This window comes from Alteromonas sp. AWQ4_252, assembly GCF_056158205.1.
Window position 1 is genome coordinate 3,066,417 of the sequence record NZ_JBSWSV010000001.1, and the last position, 20,491, is coordinate 3,086,907.

General features: G+C 44.1%; 19 protein-coding genes. 7 read left to right on the plus strand and 12 right to left on the minus strand.

Features of this window, described 5'->3' with window-relative positions:
- Positions 1-9: 9 nt before the first annotated feature.
- Positions 10-540 (minus strand): VC2046/SO_2500 family protein, encoded by a 531-nt coding sequence (locus tag ACXACM_RS13540; protein ID WP_474822357.1) that lies wholly within the window; start codon positions 538-540, stop codon positions 10-12.
- Between the two features lie 95 nt (positions 541-635).
- Between ACXACM_RS13540 and ACXACM_RS13545 the strand changes: the two genes are divergently transcribed.
- Positions 636-2,282, plus strand: coding sequence for a response regulator (locus ACXACM_RS13545; RefSeq protein ID WP_474822359.1), 1,647 nt, complete (start codon positions 636-638; stop codon positions 2,280-2,282).
- Between the two features lie 16 nt (positions 2,283-2,298).
- Here the strand turns inward: ACXACM_RS13545 and ACXACM_RS13550 are convergent, their stop codons facing one another.
- Positions 2,299-3,147, minus strand: coding sequence for a DUF6279 family lipoprotein (locus tag ACXACM_RS13550; protein ID WP_474822361.1), 849 nt, complete (start codon positions 3,145-3,147; stop codon positions 2,299-2,301).
- A 148-nt stretch (positions 3,148-3,295) separates the two neighbouring features.
- On the opposite strand from ACXACM_RS13550, the gene ACXACM_RS13555 reads away from it, so the two are divergent.
- Complete coding sequence (locus tag ACXACM_RS13555) at positions 3,296-4,294, plus strand: ATP-dependent 6-phosphofructokinase (RefSeq protein ID WP_474822363.1); 999 nt, start codon at positions 3,296-3,298, stop codon at positions 4,292-4,294.
- A 49-nt stretch (positions 4,295-4,343) separates the two neighbouring features.
- Here the strand turns inward: ACXACM_RS13555 and ACXACM_RS13560 are convergent, their stop codons facing one another.
- The 4 genes from ACXACM_RS13560 to ACXACM_RS13575 form a co-directional block, all read right to left on the minus strand.
- A complete protein-coding gene (locus ACXACM_RS13560; RefSeq protein ID WP_474822365.1) occupies positions 4,344-5,171 on the minus strand; it encodes a LytR/AlgR family response regulator transcription factor in 828 nt (275 codons plus the stop codon).
- 238 nt (positions 5,172-5,409) lie between these two features.
- Positions 5,410-6,483 carry a sensor histidine kinase gene (locus ACXACM_RS13565; protein WP_474822367.1) on the minus strand — a complete coding sequence of 358 codons (1,074 nt, stop codon included), beginning with the start codon at positions 6,481-6,483 and terminating at the stop codon, positions 5,410-5,412.
- Positions 6,484-6,636: 153 nt separating this feature from the next.
- Entirely contained in the window at positions 6,637-7,098 is a 462-nt protein-coding gene (locus ACXACM_RS13570) for an Mpo1 family 2-hydroxy fatty acid dioxygenase (RefSeq protein ID WP_474822368.1), read from the minus strand.
- A gap of 23 nt (positions 7,099-7,121) precedes the next feature.
- Positions 7,122-7,796 carry a PilZ domain-containing protein gene (locus tag ACXACM_RS13575; RefSeq protein ID WP_474822369.1) on the minus strand — a complete coding sequence of 225 codons (675 nt, stop codon included), beginning with the start codon at positions 7,794-7,796 and terminating at the stop codon, positions 7,122-7,124.
- 116 nt (positions 7,797-7,912) lie between these two features.
- Here ACXACM_RS13575 and ACXACM_RS13580 point away from each other — a divergent pair, with 116 nt between their 5' ends.
- Positions 7,913-9,676, plus strand: coding sequence for a M61 family metallopeptidase (locus ACXACM_RS13580; protein WP_474822371.1), 1,764 nt, complete (start codon positions 7,913-7,915; stop codon positions 9,674-9,676).
- 33 nt (positions 9,677-9,709) lie between these two features.
- Here the strand turns inward: ACXACM_RS13580 and ACXACM_RS13585 are convergent, their stop codons facing one another.
- The 3 genes from ACXACM_RS13585 to yejK form a co-directional block, all read right to left on the minus strand.
- Positions 9,710-10,528 carry a M23 family metallopeptidase gene (locus tag ACXACM_RS13585; protein ID WP_474822372.1) on the minus strand — a complete coding sequence of 273 codons (819 nt, stop codon included), beginning with the start codon at positions 10,526-10,528 and terminating at the stop codon, positions 9,710-9,712.
- Complete coding sequence (locus ACXACM_RS13590) at positions 10,519-11,394, minus strand: 6-carboxytetrahydropterin synthase (RefSeq protein WP_474822374.1); 876 nt, start codon at positions 11,392-11,394, stop codon at positions 10,519-10,521. The genes ACXACM_RS13585 and ACXACM_RS13590 overlap by 10 nt, the downstream gene beginning before the upstream one ends.
- Positions 11,395-11,544: 150 nt before the next feature.
- On the minus strand, positions 11,545-12,615 hold the full coding sequence (gene yejK, locus ACXACM_RS13595) for a nucleoid-associated protein YejK (protein ID WP_474822375.1): 1,071 nt from the start codon (positions 12,613-12,615) through the stop codon (positions 11,545-11,547).
- Positions 12,616-12,767: 152 nt separating this feature from the next.
- Between yejK and ACXACM_RS13600 the strand changes: the two genes are divergently transcribed.
- Positions 12,768-12,983 carry a YejL family protein gene (locus tag ACXACM_RS13600; protein WP_474822376.1) on the plus strand — a complete coding sequence of 72 codons (216 nt, stop codon included), beginning with the start codon at positions 12,768-12,770 and terminating at the stop codon, positions 12,981-12,983.
- Positions 12,984-12,992: 9 nt separating this feature from the next.
- Positions 12,993-14,516, plus strand: a complete 1,524-nt coding sequence (locus ACXACM_RS13605) for a DUF3413 domain-containing protein (RefSeq protein WP_474822377.1) — start codon at positions 12,993-12,995, stop codon at positions 14,514-14,516.
- Positions 14,517-14,556: 40 nt separating this feature from the next.
- On the opposite strand, the gene ACXACM_RS13610 is transcribed toward ACXACM_RS13605, so the two are convergent.
- Both ACXACM_RS13610 and ACXACM_RS13615 read right to left on the minus strand, forming a co-directional pair.
- Positions 14,557-15,378: a putative RNA methyltransferase gene (locus tag ACXACM_RS13610; protein WP_474822379.1), complete on the minus strand. Its 822-nt coding sequence runs from the start codon at positions 15,376-15,378 to the stop codon at positions 14,557-14,559.
- Positions 15,379-15,440: 62 nt separating this feature from the next.
- Positions 15,441-16,559: an enoyl-CoA hydratase/isomerase family protein gene (locus tag ACXACM_RS13615; RefSeq protein WP_474822381.1), complete on the minus strand. Its 1,119-nt coding sequence runs from the start codon at positions 16,557-16,559 to the stop codon at positions 15,441-15,443.
- Positions 16,560-16,797: 238 nt separating this feature from the next.
- Here ACXACM_RS13615 and ACXACM_RS13620 point away from each other — a divergent pair, with 238 nt between their 5' ends.
- Positions 16,798-18,495, plus strand: a complete 1,698-nt coding sequence (locus ACXACM_RS13620) for a response regulator (RefSeq protein ID WP_474822383.1) — start codon at positions 16,798-16,800, stop codon at positions 18,493-18,495.
- On the opposite strand, the gene ACXACM_RS13625 is transcribed toward ACXACM_RS13620, so the two are convergent.
- On the minus strand, positions 18,475-19,335 hold the full coding sequence (locus ACXACM_RS13625; RefSeq protein ID WP_474822384.1) for an NAD(P)-dependent oxidoreductase: 861 nt from the start codon (positions 19,333-19,335) through the stop codon (positions 18,475-18,477). The two genes, ACXACM_RS13620 and ACXACM_RS13625, sit on opposite strands and share 21 nt — an antisense overlap.
- A gap of 134 nt (positions 19,336-19,469) precedes the next feature.
- Between ACXACM_RS13625 and ACXACM_RS13630 the strand changes: the two genes are divergently transcribed.
- Positions 19,470-20,489 carry a 2-hydroxyacid dehydrogenase gene (locus ACXACM_RS13630; protein WP_474822386.1) on the plus strand — a complete coding sequence of 340 codons (1,020 nt, stop codon included), beginning with the start codon at positions 19,470-19,472 and terminating at the stop codon, positions 20,487-20,489.
- Positions 20,490-20,491 lie beyond the last annotated feature (2 nt).

Consider the following 20,491-nt stretch of genomic DNA (forward strand, 5'->3'; position numbering starts at 1 on the left):
TTTGCCAAATCAGGCGGTAAGAAGCGTTTGGGAGCCGTCTACTATATCAGTGAGTTTTGTTGCGTCTCTTTCAATTTCAGGTGCTTTCAACGCAGCAAGTTTTTGTTGTGTCACTAGACTGCAATTAGCTTTTATTTCAGCCGGAATAGCTAAGCTATCATTTTTATGACTGAGGGGATCCGGGTGCATGATTTGCCACAACGATAAAGCACGAATGTTGTTTTTACTCACCAATTGAGAAGAAATTTCAAGTGCTCGAATGTGACTGCTATCGGCTGCCAGGCTTACCTTTGGGTAGTGATTAAGGCGGTGCGGATAGTCGCCGTCAGAAACTGTATTTTGCTCTTTGTCAGGCTCAAGGCGTAGTGTCTCCTTTCCGGGCTGACTTTGCATTGCCATATATAAAGCAAATAATGCGCGATGATTTGTGGCGCGCACGACAGTACCTGACCACTCTAGATCTTTCGCTAATATTGTCTGGTTCGAAAACATTGTATCGATTCCCTCTTTCATGATCGGTATATCGGCATGATCACGCATACCATTAGTCACTCACGTACGAATTTCTATACTTGCGATTTCGACAATTACCATCAATCATTATACTAATGTCTATATCAAGGAATCAGCTTCACATGAAATACGCAAACAAGCGCGTTTTGATTGTGGAAGATCAGCGCCCATTCTTGCTTGTGTTAAGAGGGCTCTTACACGCTATGGGTGCAACGGAAGTTGTCACCAAGTCATCAGCGGAACAAGCCCTGTCTCTGTGCAAAAAAAGAAAATTCGATATTATTATCTGCGACTTGCATTTGGGGGCAGATAAAAAAAATGGATTCGAACTAATCGATACACTCAGAGCGCAGAAGTTCATTAAACCCGACGCAATCTTTATGTTGATTAGTGCGGACAGCACGCGGCCTATTGTTTTGGGTTCGTTGGATCGTGGCCCCGATGATTATCTTGTAAAACCTTTTTCTCAAGCGCAAATAAAATCGAGGTTGAACAGAGCGTGGCAAAAACGGCAAGCGCTACTCCCCGTTCATCAGGCGTTATATGAAGATGATTATCCCCGAGCTTTAACCAAGGCCCATTCTTTGTATTACGAGAGCCCTCAATACAAAGGCTCACTAACAAAAATTATGGTTGAGCTACATTGGCAGCGCAATGAATATCAAGAAGCAGCATCATTATTAGATACGTTCGAATCGAATCGGTCTGTATTGTGGGTTACCCTCGCCAAAGCACAAAATCACCTTAAAATGGGTGATACTGACAATGCAATACGTCTTGCGAACAAGGTATTAGAAAGTAATCGATTTAACGCGGATGCCTACGATGTACTAGCACAATCTTTAACATTTAAAAATCAAAAGGAAGATGCTTTAGCACAAATAAAGTACGCAATTAAGATATCCCCCTACTCTGTTAACCGTCACCACATCGCGTGTAAAATTGCACGTAAGTATGAAGAATATGTACTGGCAAGTGACAGTGCACTGGCCATATGGAAGTTGTGCAGGAAAACCCAACAACAACATGCTAACTACTGGTGTGGTTATATTAGAAGCCTGTTAGACGTTGCTGAGCATACTGAAGATAGAAAAATCAAGAATCGTTTTCAGCAAGAAGTTACATTGGCCATTCAACGAGGCCGATCAGACGAGTACTTGTTGAGATACAATGACGACTTTGATTTAGTCATTTACGAACAACTTACGTATGCAAGAATATTTAGTCTGGATGGTAAACTTACCGAGGCAAAGAAAGCACTGCAAGACAGTCAGAATGCAATCGAGCACAAATACGACGTTTTTCCTGGAGATTATGCCCCCGATAGCCTCTCGGTAATGTATTCCCTTGGAGAATATGAAGAAGCAGAAGAATTGCAACACAAGCTGCAAAATGCGGGCGTTGTATTGCCGGCAGAAGACGCCGAGCGTATTGAAACTTCGAAAAGGAAGGTAAGTGACAAGCGGCTGCAGTACATTCAGCACAATCGCGAGGGAATTAGTCATTATCAACAAGGCGAATATCGAAAAGCATATACTTCGTTTGAAATGGCACTGAAGTTCTCACCGGTTAACACGGGTGTTGCACTGAACCAACTACAGTGCATCATTAAGCTGTTATCTGATGAAACTAAAGATCAGCTTTCACTAAAGGCCGACTGTAGGCGGCTCTCAAACATGTTGTCTGCTATTTCCAAAAAAGAAGAACATCAACAAAAATTTGACGCCCTCAAAGAAGAATTAGCCACGCTAACTGGTAAAGCTGCATAGCAATTTCAGGCCTTAATTAATTCGCTGATTGTATCGACGTAAAATCATCGATAAATTCATTGATTTGCTCTATCGCTTCACTTCGTTGTTTTACGGTAAGCGTTGCCGCCATCTCCGCCGCCAACTTGGCGTGGGTTTGACGGTTGTGTTCCCACACTTCGATAAAATCATCGGAACGATACTGTTCAGGATTGTGCAGCAAATCAGTCAGCTTATCTGCGAAATTCGGATCAGTTTTGCGGGTAATAAACAATCGGCGCGCCCGTTGTTGTAAATCAGTGCGGTATTCCAACCATAACTGGGAAGAAGATTTGAACATTGGGGCGTAGCGATGAACGATGTCAGCCTGCTCTTTCGTTAACCGACCAATCCGCTCTTCCATGTTATCTACCAGGTCTTCTACTCGCTCATCTAATTTCTCTTCATCAGTGAGATTAGCCCATTCAGCGAGCTCATCCCGACGTTCCTGATTATCAGATTCAAGGGCAGCAAATAGACGAATCATTTGTTCATCACTAAGGTCCGTTGCAATAACGGCAAGAGCCGGTGTAATTTCATTGCGCAAACGCTGCCAGTGGCTCGAAGCTTGTTCGTAATGCCCAATTAGTTTCTGCACATCGAGAGATTGGCTTTGTAAATCGTTTCTCAATTGTTTTAAGTGGTCGATATACCTTGGCAATTCCTGACTGCGGTGCCAGTCTATCCACCCTTTAAGTTGTGCGTCAAAAATAGCTTCTTGCTTCTCATTTAATTCAACATAATCATCCATATACCAATAAATGAGCCAATCGATATTGTTATATGCAAGCTTATTGCTACACCCTGATATCAACATGATACAAATCACAGTGATGACATACTTCATAGTGAGGATCCCTTTTTGTTATTAATGCTAAGAGTTGAGCACGCTGATAAAGGTTCGCATGAACAGGTAACAAAATGTAAAAACTTGTTTTTTCGAGAGTATATTCTCTACAATAACCACAGAATCAAATCAATATAAAGGATAACCCGTGCCTAAAAAAGTCGCAGTACTAACCTCTGGTGGTGATGCGCCAGGTATGAACGCTTGTATTCGCGCTATTGTTTTGGTGTGCGAAAGAGAAGGCCATAACATCATTGGATACAAGCACGGTTACAACGGTTTGTTGAACCAGGAATATCAACGACTGGACAGTTCGATGGTTCATAACTTAACCCAGCGCGGCGGTACTATTTTACACAGTGCCCGATGTGAAGCCTTTAAAACTGAACAAGGCGCACAAAAAGCGGCAGAAAATCTCGATTGGCTGGATATAGATACCCTAATCGTTATTGGCGGCGATGGCTCATTTCGGGGGGCGGAACATCTCGCTGCGTATTGGCCCGGTCAGATCCTGACATTACCTGGCACCATTGATAACGATATTAATGGTACTGATGCAACCATCGGCTATTTTACCGCCATAGAAACTGCCGTGCAGTCAATAGATAAAGTCAGGGATACAGCAGATGCGTTCGAACGTATATTCCTGGTAGAAGTGATGGGCAGACACGCCGGTTTTCTCGCGATGAATGGCGCCCTAGCTTCAGCGTCAGATTACGTTATTTTACCCGAATTATTCAAAAGCGAAGCGACAACGCTAAAAGATATTTTATGTCAGTTGAACGAAAAAAGAGAGCAACGGGGTAACGTTAGCTACATTATCGTACTGGCCGAGAACTTATGGCCCGGCGGTATTAATAACCTGGTGGCTCAGTTGGAGGAACAAACTGATACCGACGTTCGCCCGGTTATTTTAGGTCATGTCCAGCGTGGAGGCTCGCCAGTGTCGCAAGACCGGTTATTAGCATTGAAGCTCGGCGCTCATGCAGCCACGCTCATCGGGTCGACGGCTCATCTTGTTATGATCGGTGAAAAAAATGGCAAGCCCGTGGAAGTGCCCCTTTGTGACACCTGGGCTGAACAAAAACCTTTGGATAATTCAACGGTTAGCACGCTTCATATGCTTAGCAATAACCGTTACGCGTAACGGTTTAAGCCTTTGCATATTTAAAAAAAGCCGGTACAACCGGCTTTTTTTACATTTTCATAGCTGCTTTAACTTTATCGCGATGACTTCGACTTACTTTTAATTCTGTATCATTTTGCAAAATAAGATGGTACTCACCACTGATATGACTTACCAATTTCTTTACAAAACGAATATTGGCAATTGCCGAACGATGAACACGCACAAACCATTGTGGATTAAGTTCTTGTTCGAGCTCTTTCATGGTTTTGCGCATGATGTGCATACCGTCCAGCGCATGAACACACATATAGTCTCCTGCGGCATCTATCCACTGAATATCCTGTACGGCAACCCGGGTCACTTCTGAACCATCCTTTATTGCCAGTACCTCTGGATAAGGATTAGTTTCAATGGTTTCACCACTCGCCAGCTTGCGCAAGATCTCTTCACAATCATCACCGGTGAGTTCTGCAACCAGGCTGACTAATTTACGTGACTGTTCATCCTGATGCTGGGTCGTAAAATACTCGCGTACCTTGTTAAGTGCGTCGCTCAACCGAGCATCGTCAGCGGGTTTGAGCAGGTAATCTAGCGCGTGAATATCAAACGCTTTAATTGCATAACTATCGTATGCCGTAACGAAGATAATCATAGGAATAGGCTGATTAAGTTCGCGTAGCTTATGGATTACCTGAAAGCCATTTAACCCCGGCATTTGGATGTCGAGAAAAACAAGATCAGGCCTGTTTTTAGAAATTGAGCTTACCGCATCCAGACCGTTTTGACACTCAGCGATAATGTCGATGTCGCTATGGCGTTCAAGACGCGCCCGAAGCCCTTTTCTCGCTAACGGTTCATCATCTACAACCACTGTTCTTATTTTTTGCTCACTCATACTAGAGCCTGTTTATCATTATTCCAAACCAATGCTGAGCATAAAGCCCGAGGAAACTTATCAAACAGTTTATTATTTCCGCGGTTCTGCGCTCAACGCTAAAAGGTAACTCATTTACTTTATCTTAATTGTAGACCGAACTACCTTTGCTTTTCTTTCATATTATCGGGTGCTTCGTCAGGTTTTCAACGCCCTAAAAAGGTTTTTACACCCACTTGATAGCAACCAACACCACCTATCAGAAATCTTTTACGTCATAGGGTAGCCGGAGGCGTACGCGCACCCCCGAAGGTTGATTGTGTTCCACCGAGAAGGCAAAGTTTCGCTGGTATAGAGAGTGCAACCGCTCTCTGATATTGACGAGACCCACACCATTCTCACGCTTCAACTGACCGTCTTTGATATCTGCACCTGGTCCATTATCAGCAACATCAATTAATAGATCGTTACCAAAACGCTTGGCACTAATGGCTATCTGACCGCCATTCTCCATTTTAGAAATGGCATGCTTAATGGCATTTTCTATTAATGGCTGAAGTATCATACTGGGTACTAATGCTGATTCACACGTAGGGTCTATCTCCCAATTAACTTCCAGACGATCATCAAAACGCACCTTTTCTATTTCAAGATACAACCTTAACACTTTAATTTCTTCGCCCAGAGTCACCCGCTTTATAGGGTCGTTATCCAGAGAATAACGCAGGAAGTCACTCAATCTAGATACCATAGTTTCTGCATTATCATTTTCTTTAAGCAAAATGAGAGTGGAAATAGCATTGAGCGTGTTAAAGAGGAAATGAGGGTTAAGTTGATAGCGGAGCATTTTTATATGTGCCTGGTGCGCCATGGTGCTGGCTTTAAGGGCATTTTGCTTTTCTTTTTGTAACATCTGAAAATTCTTAATACCGAAGTAAAGCCCACTCCAACAGCCCACCATGATGAGTGAATTGATGGTGTTGGTAAAATACAAATACCAGGCATCCGGCCGATAGCCGTGCTTATAGATTTCCCAATAGTTAACGTTTTTCACTACTGCCCAAACTAGCGCCACCAAATAACAGGCAAACACCACGGTTATGATCATTTTTAATGGGGATAATTTTCGTGCCCAGCGGAAAACAAAGCGAAGGGGAATAGTCAACAACCATCCCGCATAAGCATTGAGGAGAATGATGAAAACCCAAATAGGCCGAACATCATGTAAAAATGAACCAATATAATAGACCAGGGCAAAACCTGCCCAGCCGACACTGTGTAGTGCCCAGAATAAACGTTCATTGCTTTCAAAAAGCTGTTGCCAACGACTCACATTTCTACCGTAATTTCAAAGCATGTTTTTATTATACGCGCAAACGAAAACTGTGCCCTTGGCTTGGTCGTATTGGCAGGACGCCTGGTCGCACTCGGTGAATATTGTCTACCCAGCTTTATAGAAAGCGCCCACTTTTCCTCTTACTACTGTTTAATAGCCAATACCGATTCGTTTTAACCAATGGGTCCACCACCACGCAGGCCCAACGAGTAAAAAACGCAGATCGTCAAGAAAGGAAGGTTTCTTGCCCTCTATTTTGTGGCCAACAAATTGTAATACCCACATCAGGACAAACAAGGCAACGCTGAATTGCCATACAGGTAACGCGGTAGTCGCTATCGCTTCGATAATCAAGAAACAAACGATAGTAAGCAATGTCATTGCGGCCCCGATAACACCCGACAACATGAAATAGTAATATAAGGCTGGTAGAACGGCGATATGGGCCCAGGTTATATCTGTTTGCGCTAAGAACTCTGGTACGGGGATACTCCAAAACAGTCCCAAAGTCACAAGATATATCGATGGTACCGCAATACCGTGGATAGCAATGTTAACTTTATTCTGGTGACTTTCACCGTAAAGAGTGAGTAAACGTTCAACTTCGCGCATTGAAGGCTCCTGTGTTATTGTTTTTATATCAAAATATGTCGCTCTATCACCCTTTCTACACCAGTTTGATTGAGGGCAAATTGGATACCATAGAAATGATACCCCTTATCTTGCGAGACATTTTTGACCATGCAAGCAATACTAATGTCCTCTCCGTCTAATGTACATCCCAATGTAATATTTTTGTTAACATCTAGCATTGCATTATCTTTATTAACGGGGATAGCCAGCTTACATCCAGTTCTCGAAACGTCGAGGATTAACGCTTTTGTTTCAGTATTCCCTTCCTCTTCTGGTTTGAGGATCACCGGTATGCCTGGCTGAGCCCGCTGTTCAGCCCGTAAACCTAACGTTTGAATGGTGGTAGGGAAACCAGTAATAAGAATACTGATAGGCTTTGAAAAACACTTTAAAATGGGCACTTTAAAAGCGATAACCTGCCCCACTGCTCCTTCGATAACAAACCTTACTACTACATTATTTCCAGCGACAAGTTGATCTCTGATATTCGCCCATTTATGGGTATTTGGCACTTGGAAAATGAACCCGTTTGGAATATCAGTGCCAGCGTAGTAAGTTTTAAGCCTCTGCGGTGAGGTTGGCGTATCTATTTGTAGATCGACCAGGGTACCGGGCGCTAAGCGCGTCAAAATATCAATATCCGCCTTTGATAACCTCTGTACGTCCTTTTGGGTCATAAAAAATACTCTTGTGGCTACTGCTTATCGGTTCAATATAACCATAATTCACCATGCTGACAAAACACTTGTTCTAAGGCATGATAATAGACCTAGGTTGTAATTTTGGAATATTAATGACTTGTTTGCATTATTCGCTTTCAGTGCAGTCCCGTGCTGAGCATATCTTTACCGTTAGTCTAGCCATACCGGCAAGCGAACATCAAGTACTTACCCTGACGTTACCAAGTTGGATCCCCGGTAGTTATATGGTGCGTGACTTTGCTAAAAATATCGTCACCATCCAGGCTGATACCACACATGGTAAAGCGGTTGATATTCAAAAAGTCGATAAACAGACATGGCAAATAGACGCTCGTCAACGGGCATTATTAGTACAATACACCGTATACGCGTTTGATTTATCAGTAAGAGCGGCTTATTTAAACGACGAATATGGCTTTGTAAATGGTACCAGCGTGTTTTTATCTGTTGCGGAACTAAGCGCGTTACCCTGCGAAGTGGCCGTGATATTACCTGATTATCTTAAGGACTGGTCGATACACACGAGTATGCCAAAAACCAATAGCGGCTTTCGGTGTGCTAATTACGCTGAACTTATCGACCATCCTTTGTTCATGGGGCAATGTGTCTACGACTCGGTTACCGTGCAGGGTGTTGAGTTTGGGTTTGTTTACAGTGGTAATACGCCGGTTAATACCCGCCGAATTTGTCAGGACATGATCCCGGTTTGTGAACACCATCTTGATCTTTTTCCCGGGCCACCTCCCGTTGAGCACTATTTATTTATAACCTTGTTAAGCGACAGCGGGTTTGGAGGTCTTGAACACAGAAATTCAACGGCTTTGCTTTACCCCAGGTTCGATCTTCCTTTAGAGCGAGAGGCCGGCAGTAAAACTGATCAATACATCACGTTTCTTAGTTTGTGCTGTCACGAACTCTTCCACACGTGGCATGTAAAAAGATTAAGACCAGAAGTGATGCTGGCCCCTAACCTGGCAGCTGAAGTGTACACACCACAATTGTGGATTTACGAAGGGTTCACGAGCTTCTATGACGATGTGACACTTGCCCGTAAGGGCCTTATCACCCCCGAAAAGTATCTTGAAATCGTAGCTCAAAACCTCACGCGCTTGCAGGTGTCTAAAGGCCGATACAAGCAATCCGTGGCTGAATCCAGTTTTGATGCGTGGACTAAGTTCTATAAGCAAGATGCCAGTGCACCAAATAATATTGTCAGCTATTACACGAAAGGCGGGATTATCGCTTTCGGCCTCGATCTTCTTTTACGCAGAGAATCCAAAGGTCAGGTGACACTGGATACCCTCATGCAACAATTGTGGCGTCAATATGGTGCTGATGAAATAGGTACGCCTGACGATGTTATTGAAACTGTTTGTCAACAGACCTTTGGTATAGATGTATCAGACTATTTATCCCGTGTCGTCTACGGTACCGAAGATGTGCCGCTGGCAGATTGGGTGAGTGAAATTGGCATTTCCCTACACACCAGGCCAAAAAATAGTCTCGCAGATCGAGGCGGTCAACCGCCATCAGCGGCTTATCAAAGGCACCCCTTGGGGGCAATGGTTAAAAATTCCGATTTAGGTGTTACAGTGCAGGTGGTTTTTGAAGGTGGTGCAGCCAGTGCCGCAGGCTTACAAGTAAATGACAGGATTATTGCACTCAACCATTGGGTAGTGTCAGATGTATTGCTGCAACGTTTGCTTAATCAAACAGTTGAGTCCCAGGTTGAGCTTACCGTTGTCAGAGACGGAAGACTATTAATCTTGTCATTACCGGTTGAACCAGAACAGCAAGAAGCGTGTTATTTTACTATTGAAGACAGTGCTGCATTCTCCGAGTGGCTTCGCAGCTGATTTATTCAGCCCCGAGCACAGGGGCTGATTACACTACCTTTCAGGTACAAGCAAAGCAGGGTCGAGACGCAGCTTCCCGAGGTTCAATCGCCAGTCAAGATGGGGCCCGGTAGCCCGCCCCGTCGCACCAATCTCACCAAGCCTTTGCCCCTGTGATAAGTGCTGCCCCACAGTAACCGCAGTGCTGTCCAAATGCAGAAAAGTGGAAAACACTCCCATGCCATGATCGATAATTACCGTGTTGCCACTGTAGTAGAGATCGCTGACAAGTGTAACCTTACCCGCTGCGGGAGCCACTACTTCAGTACCGGTTGGCGCGCCCACATCGACACCGTAATGAGGCGTTTTTGGTGTGCCGTTCAAGATACGTTGACTGCCGTAAACACCTGTAATTGGGCCTTCTGCAGGCCAGATAAACCCAGTGAATACACCGTCGAAATCACTGACTATTGACCTGGCCTTGGCAACGCGTACGCTATCGTCCCGGATGCGTTTAAGTGTTGCAGTGGGCGGAGACACCATAGATGGCTTAAGACCATCAATACGCTGGACTTTGTAATCTCTTTTATTTAATACGATATCCCGTTTGTGCTCACTTCCATCGGGCAATACCCAGCTCAATGTGTGGCTTAATTGGTCGTCCCGGGCGAAACCAAAAACAAACTTACCCTGGGAATTTACGAGTAAGGGTTTGCCATCGAGTTTAACCTGGGAATCAACGGGAAGTTGGCCACGAAACAGACTGCCCTGAGTGAACTGGCCATTTAACACCAACTCTGCTCCTAATGCACTACTCCCACAAATCAGTGCGCACAATAGAGGGAGTAATATAACAAAAGGGGTTAATCGCACATCATGGCTCCTTTACCAACACCCTCGTAAGCTAACACTTTGATCGTTGTTCCTGGACTTGCGAGTTTCTCCTGCGTATAAATAAACTCAGCAAGACACTCTACCGTGGAGTCGGTGCTGATAACCTCGCACCTGTCCAACGGCAGGGTAATTTCGAAATACCCTTGCGACGATTCATATGCGTAACATACATATTGCCTGTCATTGGGCACAGTACCACTGGCTTTCCTAAGAGAAACGTCAATGCTGTCTTCGCACGAAGCAATGTAGATGTCCTGCCAGCGAGAAGCCCAGTATTGCTGACGCTCTACATTAGCTTCTTCGTTGTGATAAATATCAATGCGAGAGCGATGACCATGGGCAATACGCTGACAATTTCCGTCGTGCTTCTTAAGGCCATGTGTATAGTGATAGTATGGGCTATCGATCACTTCTGTGCGCAGGTTTAACACCAGGTTGTCTACGTTCTCGGGTAAATGTGTGGCGATCACCTCTTTGAGATAGCGTCCGACAGACTCCATAGTAACAGATTCGCCATAAATAAAAGCATATGCCTCTGGCGGGCTATACAGCTGAAACAAACGGCCATCTTCACAACGAAAAGCAACATCCACCACTTCTTCATCGTTCAGGTGAACAATTTCCACACCGGCATAGTCTGCGGGGATCAGTAACTTGTGGTCAACATAATCATCAATCAGTCGTTTAAGGTTCTTTTTTACCTTACCAAAGTCCTGAATCATACTCTCGTCGTTGAGATCGCCAGATAAGATAACGTCCACAATCCAGCTCTCCCCTACCATCCCCCGTTCGGGACACAAATAAGAAAAATCCATGACAGTGAGATCATTGACAAATAATTGCATTTAACGCCTTAGTGCTGTTCGCCGAAAAATTCTGTTTCCAGCATATTTAAATAATGGATGGGTGTTTACTCACCCTCAGTATTGTAAACTAATTAGTATAAAAAGTTGACCGTTTGCTCAGGCAATAACACGACGCTGTTTTTGCCCAACTCAATTGCCAGACTGTCTGGTCAGTTGGTCTTTTAAATTGGGCGGTATGCCTTTTATTGTCATCGTGTCTGTAACAGGATCATAAACCACTCTGTCACCTAGCAGTTTTCTTTCAAAACTTAGGGAAATACCGCCACCCTGACCGGTAAATTTTGCTAATTGTCGCAACGCAGCCGGATCTGGTTGAATAGATTCCTCTAATACTGCCTCCTGACTTTGCACAAATGTCTCGAAGTTATGCTGTTCGTTTGCATCGGGAGAAAGTCTTCCGGACAACTCAGAAATGGAAACACTTTCTCCACTGTCTATTTTTTCCTTAAAGTATGACTTTACCTCTTCACGATGTTGATGTTGCTCCTCTCTATCGAGATTCTCGCTTGCAAGATAAGCATCTACACTAGCAACCAGTTGCTTATTTTGTTGCTTCACATCCACCAATTCTTCACAACCGATGAAGTCCATGAAGAAATCTGAGACCTTTCTTCCCATACGGCCTTTAATAAAGCTGATATAGCGTTTTTGCTCAGGCTGAATAGCAAGTTGCGTCAGATCAAGACGAACTGCCAGTTGCATTTTCGCTAAATCCAAATGCTCACGAGCTGTGAGTTCCAGAGCCTGGTTCACTTCAACGTGAGAACGTGTGTTCAGTAGCGTTATCATCAGGTATTGAGTTGCCAGAAATTCATACTGACAGAATATCAGAAAACCGGTTTCAACTGTTCCCGTGTCTGCTAACGCCTTGATCAGGCGATCTGAAGACGTCAGAGTGAACTGATGAAAAAGACCATTAAGATCATCAGCATTTTCATCCTGGGCCCGGGTATATTCTTTCAATGCCTCGCGAAACACGGTCTGCCCTGAATCAGCATCCTGTTCACTGTCAGAAGTCTCGTCGGAAAAATGCCCTACCCCTTTGCCTGGCTTGGTATTGAAACTGTGATTAATCTGGTGGGCCAGTGATTCGATCTCTGGTGTCACTGTCAAACAGTTATTTCGCGGGATAAGATTGAGCTTGCCGTCATCGTTAACAACGAGTCGATGAACGACAAAATGGTGAATCAGTGCACTCATAGTTAATGTGTGGTCCTGTCAGGTTGAGAATTTACAGCAGATTTGAAGGATTTATGAATGAATGATTGTTATCAGACATACAACGATTATAATCATTTAAAATTAAAAACCATTCTTTTTTTAACAAAGAAGTCAGTAAAAAAGGCGTACTAATGCCCCAGCAAAGCCGTTATTCAGATTCTGAATTTGAAGCCTTAATGAATAAGGTCATTTTCACCTTAGAAGAAAACAACGCAAATCGAGACCTGCAACTTATGGTATTGGGTAATGTAATAACCCATATTATCAATACGCAGGTTGATAAAAACAACCGAAAAGCAATGGCTGAGCAGTTTGCCTCAGTGCTGGTAAAAAGCATAAACGGATAAGCCAAAATTATGATTTTAGCCGAGTCTCCCCGTCGTCAAAGGGTAACGCGCTTAGTTAACTGGGGGCATTGGTTTGCGCTGGCCAATATCGCCATCGCTATGATCATCGCATCTGTATTTATATTTTCCTCCCCTTCCCCAGATACATTCCTGGGAAATATATATATGATTTTCAACTGGTTCGGTCATATCGGCTTTATGACGTTTTCCGGTTTTGTCATTTTTGTCCTTCCCCTTTGTTACCTGGCCACACAACCGAGGATTATTAAAGTTGCCGGTTCCTTTATCGCCGCTATCGGTCTCGCATTAATGGCGTTTGATGCCTTGTTGTATAACAAAACCGGATTTCATCTGAGTATTAGTTCAGCAGATTTAGTCCGCAATGAGGCGCAAACCCAGATTAGTCGTTTCGATGCCCAGCAATGGCTTTACCTCCTTTTGCTATTTGTCGTTTGGTTTGGGTTTCAGTTGGTGTTAGCCAACGCAATTTGGAAAAGGGTAGACAGGCTACAGCAACATCGGATTGGTACTCCGGTGACCAGTTTCTTCCTGACTTGCTTTGTCGCAAGTCATGCTATTCATGTGTGGGCAGACGCTGAGCTTTATCAGCCCATAATAAAACAGGACAACATGTTTCCTCTTTCTTATCCAGCAACAGCGAAAACCACCATGTCGCGCTACGGGTTGCTGGATCTCGACACCTATCAAGAGAGAAAGCAACTGCAGTTCGACCCGACGATACACCGTATTACTTACCCTACGGAGCCGGTCTACTGCAATATTGAAAGCGATAAAACGCTTACACTGGTGGTCCAAACTGACGATGCCAAATTCGGCCCATTACCTCAGTTTGATTTGCGAACCACAGATAATTACCTCACCACGGCCTCATCTCTGGAAGGATTAGTGATGACAACACTATTTGGTGTGCCCGAGATTTACCAGGGCACGCTGGAAAATAAACGTCCGGTTTTACTCGCATTGCCAGTAGGCCTTGGAATGCCGGTATCAGTAAACATCGACGAGAATCTACCCACTCGTATGCTCGATGCTTATCGCCAGCCAGTGAACAATACCCATGCAGGTTTACACATTGCATTTCTACCAGCAAACAAAATAAAAGACTATCTTGCACAAGAAGTGATTGCCAGCGGAGACGTCATCATTGCCACCGGATTTGGTTCTCAGCAGGCAACCAGAAAGGGAACGTTAATGACGACACTGGATATCAAAGCTAGCTTGGCGAGCACTGAAGATCTTGCTCCTACAGTGCTAAATGCCCTGGGTTGTCATGCACCTACTAATTTTTACGCTACTGGCCAAAACCTACTTTCGCCAAAACGTAACTGGTTAGTAAGTACATCTGGAGAGAAAGTCATTGTTGCCCAAGGTGATAATATTATTGAAGTATTAAGTAACGGGAATTACGAAATTACTAATTCAGTTACACAAAAACGCAGTAACGACCCCCTGAATGTCGACTTGTTAAGTCGGGCTATTAAGCACCTGACTCACTTTTCAGACAGTCACTGAACGAGAAGTCACACTGCGCACTACCCGCAGTGTGACGTCGCTATTGCTCGGCCTTTCTCCATACAGATATAACAAAATCACCTTCTGCCTGTGTGATTTCACGGCTGAGGGCTTCTTTTTGTATGTCAGTTAGTCGCCAGGTGAAAGGTGTCATGTTTAGTAATGCTAAGGCATGCTCCTCAGAAACCAACTTCACATCAAACTGAAGGCGTTCCCGGGACACAAGGGTGAAACCATCTCTTTTATCGTTGGGCAATTCGTGAGGTTTTGGCATATCGTAGGCTGCTTGTTTTAGCCTGAACAGGTGGTCAGCGCCTGGTGCTACGTGAATGAGTACACCGTTTTTCGCGGTTATCCGGCTTAACTCATCATCGTTACCTGGAGCAAAGATCTGTAACACAATATCTGCTGCGTTACTTACAACCGGTAAAGCAAAACTGCTGGCAACAACAAACTGTGCATGCCGAACTTGTTTAGCCGCGAGGTCGATGGCAACCTTTGAAATGTCGCTTCCTGCCGGATGGACCATTTTTCCTGTGTTAGTCAGTGCTTCACAAACAAATGCAAGATAAGCGCCTTCGCCACATCCTGCGTCATACAGCACCAGTTCACGCTGTGGAAAATGGGAGATGCATAGTTCTGCCAGCCTTTCCATTAACGGATCAAAGCCCTTGTTAGCATGAAAACACTGCCGCGCGCTGATCATTTGCTTGTTGTCACCAGGCGATTTACTGCCCTTTTTCTGTACTGGAAGTAGATTGACATACCCACGGCGCGACACATCAAAACTATGACCATTCGAACAGCGCCATGGTGAGGAAGTGCTGATTAAATCATCACCACACAGCGGGCATTGCCACATTATTCACTCCCAGTAAAAAACGGGAAATGTAACAAATAGCCTGTCAGAAAGCCACGAGTCTATTATGATAACGAAGATAGAGGATGATCTGCTTCGCCCCAGGGAGAGTCGAAAAAATAGCTAACGAGTTGTTCTGGCACATCTTCAACCCGGTTAAATCGCCATGCTGGCCGATTGTCTTTGTCGATAAGTAATGCTCTTATGCCTTCCTGTAGCTCTCCGTACTCGGCACACCGACATGCCATTGTTAATTCCATTTTAAAACAACTTGCAAGGTCAAGTTCCTTGCCTCTTTTATACTGTTCGAAAAATATGGAAGCGGTAATAGCTGAACCAGAAAAGAATGTTTCTCTGGCTTCATCGAACCACGGGTCGCCGCCACTATCCACTTTCTTTAGATTTTTTGCAACGTTACTCACCGTTGCCTCTTCACAGATACTTGCTATGGTCGATTGCCACTGAGCTACGCGGTTAGGTTGTGCTAATTCAACATTTGTAGTTTCTAAACTCATTGAGAGAGATTGTTCAACACTCCCGGTCCAACGGGTTTGCCGCCACTTAGAAAGTAAGTTTGAAATATTACGGCTCAAAATGGCATAGTCCACCAGGGATAAATATCTACATTCCGTGCCGTTGAGTTTCGACGCCGTCAAACCAAGAAAAAGCCCGGTGTTGTCTGGCAATTTAGGTAGAAAATAACTGGCGCCAACATCGGGAAAGAGGCCAATGGTAATTTCGGGCATGGCTAATACTGTATTTTCTGTTGCCACTTTGTGACTCGCCCCAGCCAGTAATCCCATACCTCCCCCCATTACAATACCGTCTGCAATGACGACAATGGGTTTAGAGAATGTATGAATAGTAAAATCAAGTTCGTATTCGGTGGTAAAAAACTGACGAATGAATGCTGGTGTGCCTTCACATTGATCCACCATGGCGCGATACATGGATACAATATCGCCACCAGCACAAAAGGCACGAGACCCTACAGCATCTATCACAACGAATAGTATATCTTGCCTGGATTGCCACTCTCTCAGCACGCTCAGGATAGCTGTTGCCATCTCTAAATCAAGGGCGTTTAATGCCTTCGGCTTGTTTAAGGTTAACTGACCAAAACATCGCCCACACGCAGTAGGATGCTCAGTAACAATGATTTTATCTTCCGTAGGTTTTATCATCTGCTTCTCGTGGCTATCGTTTTACTTAACATTAAAGGAGAGCGAGGTTTACGTAAACGTAAACGTGCAAGTTAATTTTCATACAGATGTAAATCTAACCTGACGAAAGTCTAAACCACTGTTAAGATGAAATATATTACCATTCGCTCTTTAGCATTGAGATGTAGGATTGATTGGTAGCTTAAAGAGTTTGCATCTTTGCTTGTAAATTCCCACTGACTTTAACATGGTGAAATACATGTCTTATCGCCTGGCAATTGTAGAGGATAACGCCACAGCCCGCTCTTCTATTCGTAGCCATCTGCTCCCAATGGGAGCTTTTACCATTAGCAGTTTTAGTAATGGGTCAGAACTCAAAGCAGCCCTTAAGCGGCAAAACTTTGAGCTTATCATAATGGACTTTCACCTTGGCTCGGGTAAAAACGGCGTGGAATGGATTCATCAGTTAAAACAAAGCCAATTTATCCGCCCAAGTACTGGTATTGTATTTATTACTGCAGACAGATTGCCTCAAACCATAGGTCAAATAATAGACACACAACCCGATTTACTTCTTATAAAGCCATACAACATTGCATCTCTAAGACGAGGGATTGAACATTACTTAGCCTACAGACGTTTCGTTTCAAAAGTACTGAACAGTATGGATAACGACAACATTGACGAAGCACTTAGCCTCATATCAACCCTGAGCGGCCGCAAGATCCCACCTAAGTTAACAAATGACGTGAAAAAGCTATATGCAAGAATACTGTTTCAATGCAGCAAAGTAAAAGAGGCTAAAGGGATTTACGAATCGGTTTTGGCCGTATCTGAGAAAGTCTTATGGGCGCAATGGGGCAAAATAAAGTGCGAATACCTGGCGGGAAACTGGAGTGACTGCAAAAGCGCACTGACCGATCTCATTGGCAACGGGCTTGCCAGAGATAAAGCTTTCGAATGGTTAGCCTGCCTTTCTTTCGAACAGCAAGCTTGGTCACAAGCTGAGTTTTATCTGGATCATATTAAAACCAGTGAATTAAGTGTACCGGCAACTAAACTCAAATCGTTGGCTTACCAAAAACAAGACAAAATCATAGAAGGCATCGATTTGCTGCAAAAGAAAAGAGATTACAACCGCTCAACCAGAGATCGCTTCAATGAGTTCACTTTTGAGTTGGCCGAGTTTTATCTTTCAATTGCAGAACAGCAACCTAATACCAACAGAGCAGAAAGCCTGCAGCAATCGAAAAAGCTTATCGGCATTGCCGGGCGCAACCAGGTTGATCATCAGCAAACTCAGAAAAAAGATTTTATGCTTGCTTATGTGGCTACATTGGAAAAGGATTATGATAAAGCGCAGCAGTACCTTTCTCAGGATCACATGGATGCCCTGCTCCGTACCGAAGCATCTACGCTTATTGTTGCAGCGAAAACCTACAATGCAATAGGAAATAAAGAGAAAGCCAGGGATTTACTGGCAATGGCGCATGAAAAAAACCAATCAGACGATGACTTATCAGCGCAAACGACAAATGAAAGTATGCTTACCGGTACAGAAAAAGCAATGGGTATTGCAGGCGATAGAGCCGTTGAGCTCAACGAGACTGGTATGCGTATGTTCATCACAAAAGACTATGTTCGGGCAATGTATTACTTTTATCAAGCTTATGCGCTTTCCCCCCATACTCATGCATTTGGCCTGAACTTGCTACAGTGTATGCTGGAAAGTCGCCACCCTTCGTATCGAACGCATACAGTGGCTTCCCTGCTGGGTGAATTTGCGACAGATACCGGCAACGAAAGCAACCGCAAGCGATTAAGGCAACTTAGACTGCAAGCAGAAAAAGATAGCGATTTTTTTCTCACACTGCCAACGCAGGAGCACATGCCGGCTCATTCTGAAACCGCCTCTGTCGCAACAAAAGTAGAGGATTTACCCCAAACGCGTGAGTAAACTGGATGTATCCCAACGGCCACCACCGGACTTTTGCACATCAGCATAATATTGATCGACCAGCGCTGTTAGTGACAATGTGGAACCGTTTTTTCTCGCTTCATCCAATGCAATAGAAAGGTCCTTCCTCATCCAGTCCACGGCAAATCCATAATCGAATTTTCCAGCCAGCATAGTCGCCGCGCGATTCTCCATTTGCCAGGACTGAGCAGCACCTTTTGAAATTACATCGACTACTGCAGCGCAATCTAACCCGGCTTTTTGCCCGAAATGCAAAGCTTCAGACAAGCCTTGTACAATGCCTGCTATACAAATTTGATTCATCATTTTAGCCAATTGACCGCTACCTACATCTCCTAACAACTGACTGTGTCTGGCATAGGCATCCATAACTGGCTGAACCACTGAAAAAGTTGCTTCATCACCACCCACCATAATGGTCAGTTGACCATTTTGAGCGCCAGCCTGACCACCAGAAACTGGCGCATCGAGAAACCCGATGTTCTTTGCGCTACAATCTTCCGATAGCGTTCTGGCTAACTCTGCCGACGCCGTAGTATGGTCCACAAGAATGGCCCCTTCATTCATAGAAGCTAAGGCTTGTGTTGCCACCTCTAACACATCGTTGTCGTTACCGACACACATAAATACAACATCAGCGTTTTTCACGGCTGTGGCCACCGTTTCTGAAATGTTGCCACCATACTCTTGCTGCCACTCGATTGCTTTTCGATTCGTACGGTTATAAACCACCACATCATACCCGGCTTTTTGAAGATGCCCTGCCATGGGGTAGCCCATTACACCAAGACCGAGAAAAGTGACTTTTTTTACTGACATAATATTTTCACACAAGGATGGTTAAGGTAGTCTCATAATAACACAATGTGTTTAAACCCATGTCCGATATTTGCCCGTAAGTTAAAGATACAAATAGCATTCGCCATCCCAAAAAAGAGAAAGGAATTAATAGCATGATTGTTAAAGTGGGTGTTTTTAGTGCGCAACCCTATGAAGAGAAAGCGATCAATGCGGAGGTTGATAGTTCTGTTGAAATTCAATACTTCCCTGTCGCGTTAAGCGAGTCCACCCTTTCACTCTGTAACGGGTTAGATGTTATCTGTGTTTTTGTCAATGATGAGGTAAATGACACAATAATATCCAGACTCGCTGAGTATGGTGTTTCTCATATAGCCCTTCGCTGCGCAGGTTATAACAATGTGGATTTAGAAGTCGCGAAACAGCACAATATTGCTGTTTCACACGTACCAGCTTACGGACCGGAAGCGGTTGCAGAGCACGCCGTAGCATTGATGCTCACACTTAATCGCAAAATGCATAAAGCCTATAACCGTGTGAAAGACGGCAACTTCAATTTAAATGGGTTGCTAGGTTTTAATATGGCAGGTAAAACTGCAGGCATAATCGGTACCGGGCATATTGGCAGGGCAACAGCTAACATCCTCTTGGGTTTCGGCTGCCAGGTACTTTGTGTTGACCCCTTCCCTGACAAACATCTTCAAAACGGTGGAGCAAAATATACTGATTTGGATACGCTGCTATCACAATCCGATATCATCAGTTTGCATTGTCCGTTAAATAAAGACAGCTATCACCTGATAAATGACAACACCATCAGCAAAATGAAAAAAGGCGTCATGCTAATTAACACCTCTCGTGGTGGTTTAACCGACACCCATGCGCTTATTAACGGTCTAAAATCCCACCAAATTGGCTATTTAGGCTTGGACGTGTATGAAATGGAGTCGGAGCTTTTTTTCAAAGACCACTCTTTTGACATCATTCAAGACGATATTTTTGAACGTTTATCGACCTTTCATAACGTGCTGATAACTGGTCATCAAGGCTTTTTTACCAAAGAGGCGCTATCTCAAATTTCCGCGACCACCTTGAGCAATATTATTGCTTGGCAAAAGGGTGAAGCGACCACGAATTCGTTTCTCGTAGTGCCACAAAAAAACGTTTCAAAGTAGTC

Coding starts and splice junctions, on each gene's coding strand:
- ACXACM_RS13540 (WP_474822357.1), bottom strand. CDS start 540: ATGCGTGATCATGCCGATATACCGATCATGAAAGAGGGAATCGATACA.
- ACXACM_RS13570 (WP_474822368.1), bottom strand. CDS start 7,098: ATGCGCGAAGTTGAACGTTTACTCACTCTTTACGGTGAAAGTCACCAG.
- ACXACM_RS13580 (WP_474822371.1), top strand. CDS start 7,913: ATGACTTGTTTGCATTATTCGCTTTCAGTGCAGTCCCGTGCTGAGCAT.
- ACXACM_RS13590 (WP_474822374.1), bottom strand. CDS start 11,394: ATGCAATTATTTGTCAATGATCTCACTGTCATGGATTTTTCTTATTTG.
- ACXACM_RS13605 (WP_474822377.1), top strand. CDS start 12,993: ATGATTTTAGCCGAGTCTCCCCGTCGTCAAAGGGTAACGCGCTTAGTT.
- ACXACM_RS13575 (WP_474822369.1), bottom strand. CDS start 7,796: ATGACCCAAAAGGACGTACAGAGGTTATCAAAGGCGGATATTGATATT.
- ACXACM_RS13550 (WP_474822361.1), bottom strand. CDS start 3,147: ATGAAGTATGTCATCACTGTGATTTGTATCATGTTGATATCAGGGTGT.
- ACXACM_RS13560 (WP_474822365.1), bottom strand. CDS start 5,171: ATGAGTGAGCAAAAAATAAGAACAGTGGTTGTAGATGATGAACCGTTA.
- ACXACM_RS13615 (WP_474822381.1), bottom strand. CDS start 16,559: ATGATAAAACCTACGGAAGATAAAATCATTGTTACTGAGCATCCTACT.
- yejK (WP_474822375.1), bottom strand. CDS start 12,615: ATGAGTGCACTGATTCACCATTTTGTCGTTCATCGACTCGTTGTTAAC.
- ACXACM_RS13610 (WP_474822379.1), bottom strand. CDS start 15,378: ATGTGGCAATGCCCGCTGTGTGGTGATGATTTAATCAGCACTTCCTCA.
- ACXACM_RS13545 (WP_474822359.1), top strand. CDS start 636: ATGAAATACGCAAACAAGCGCGTTTTGATTGTGGAAGATCAGCGCCCA.
- ACXACM_RS13600 (WP_474822376.1), top strand. CDS start 12,768: ATGCCCCAGCAAAGCCGTTATTCAGATTCTGAATTTGAAGCCTTAATG.
- ACXACM_RS13630 (WP_474822386.1), top strand. CDS start 19,470: ATGATTGTTAAAGTGGGTGTTTTTAGTGCGCAACCCTATGAAGAGAAA.
- ACXACM_RS13625 (WP_474822384.1), bottom strand. CDS start 19,335: ATGTCAGTAAAAAAAGTCACTTTTCTCGGTCTTGGTGTAATGGGCTAC.
- ACXACM_RS13620 (WP_474822383.1), top strand. CDS start 16,798: ATGTCTTATCGCCTGGCAATTGTAGAGGATAACGCCACAGCCCGCTCT.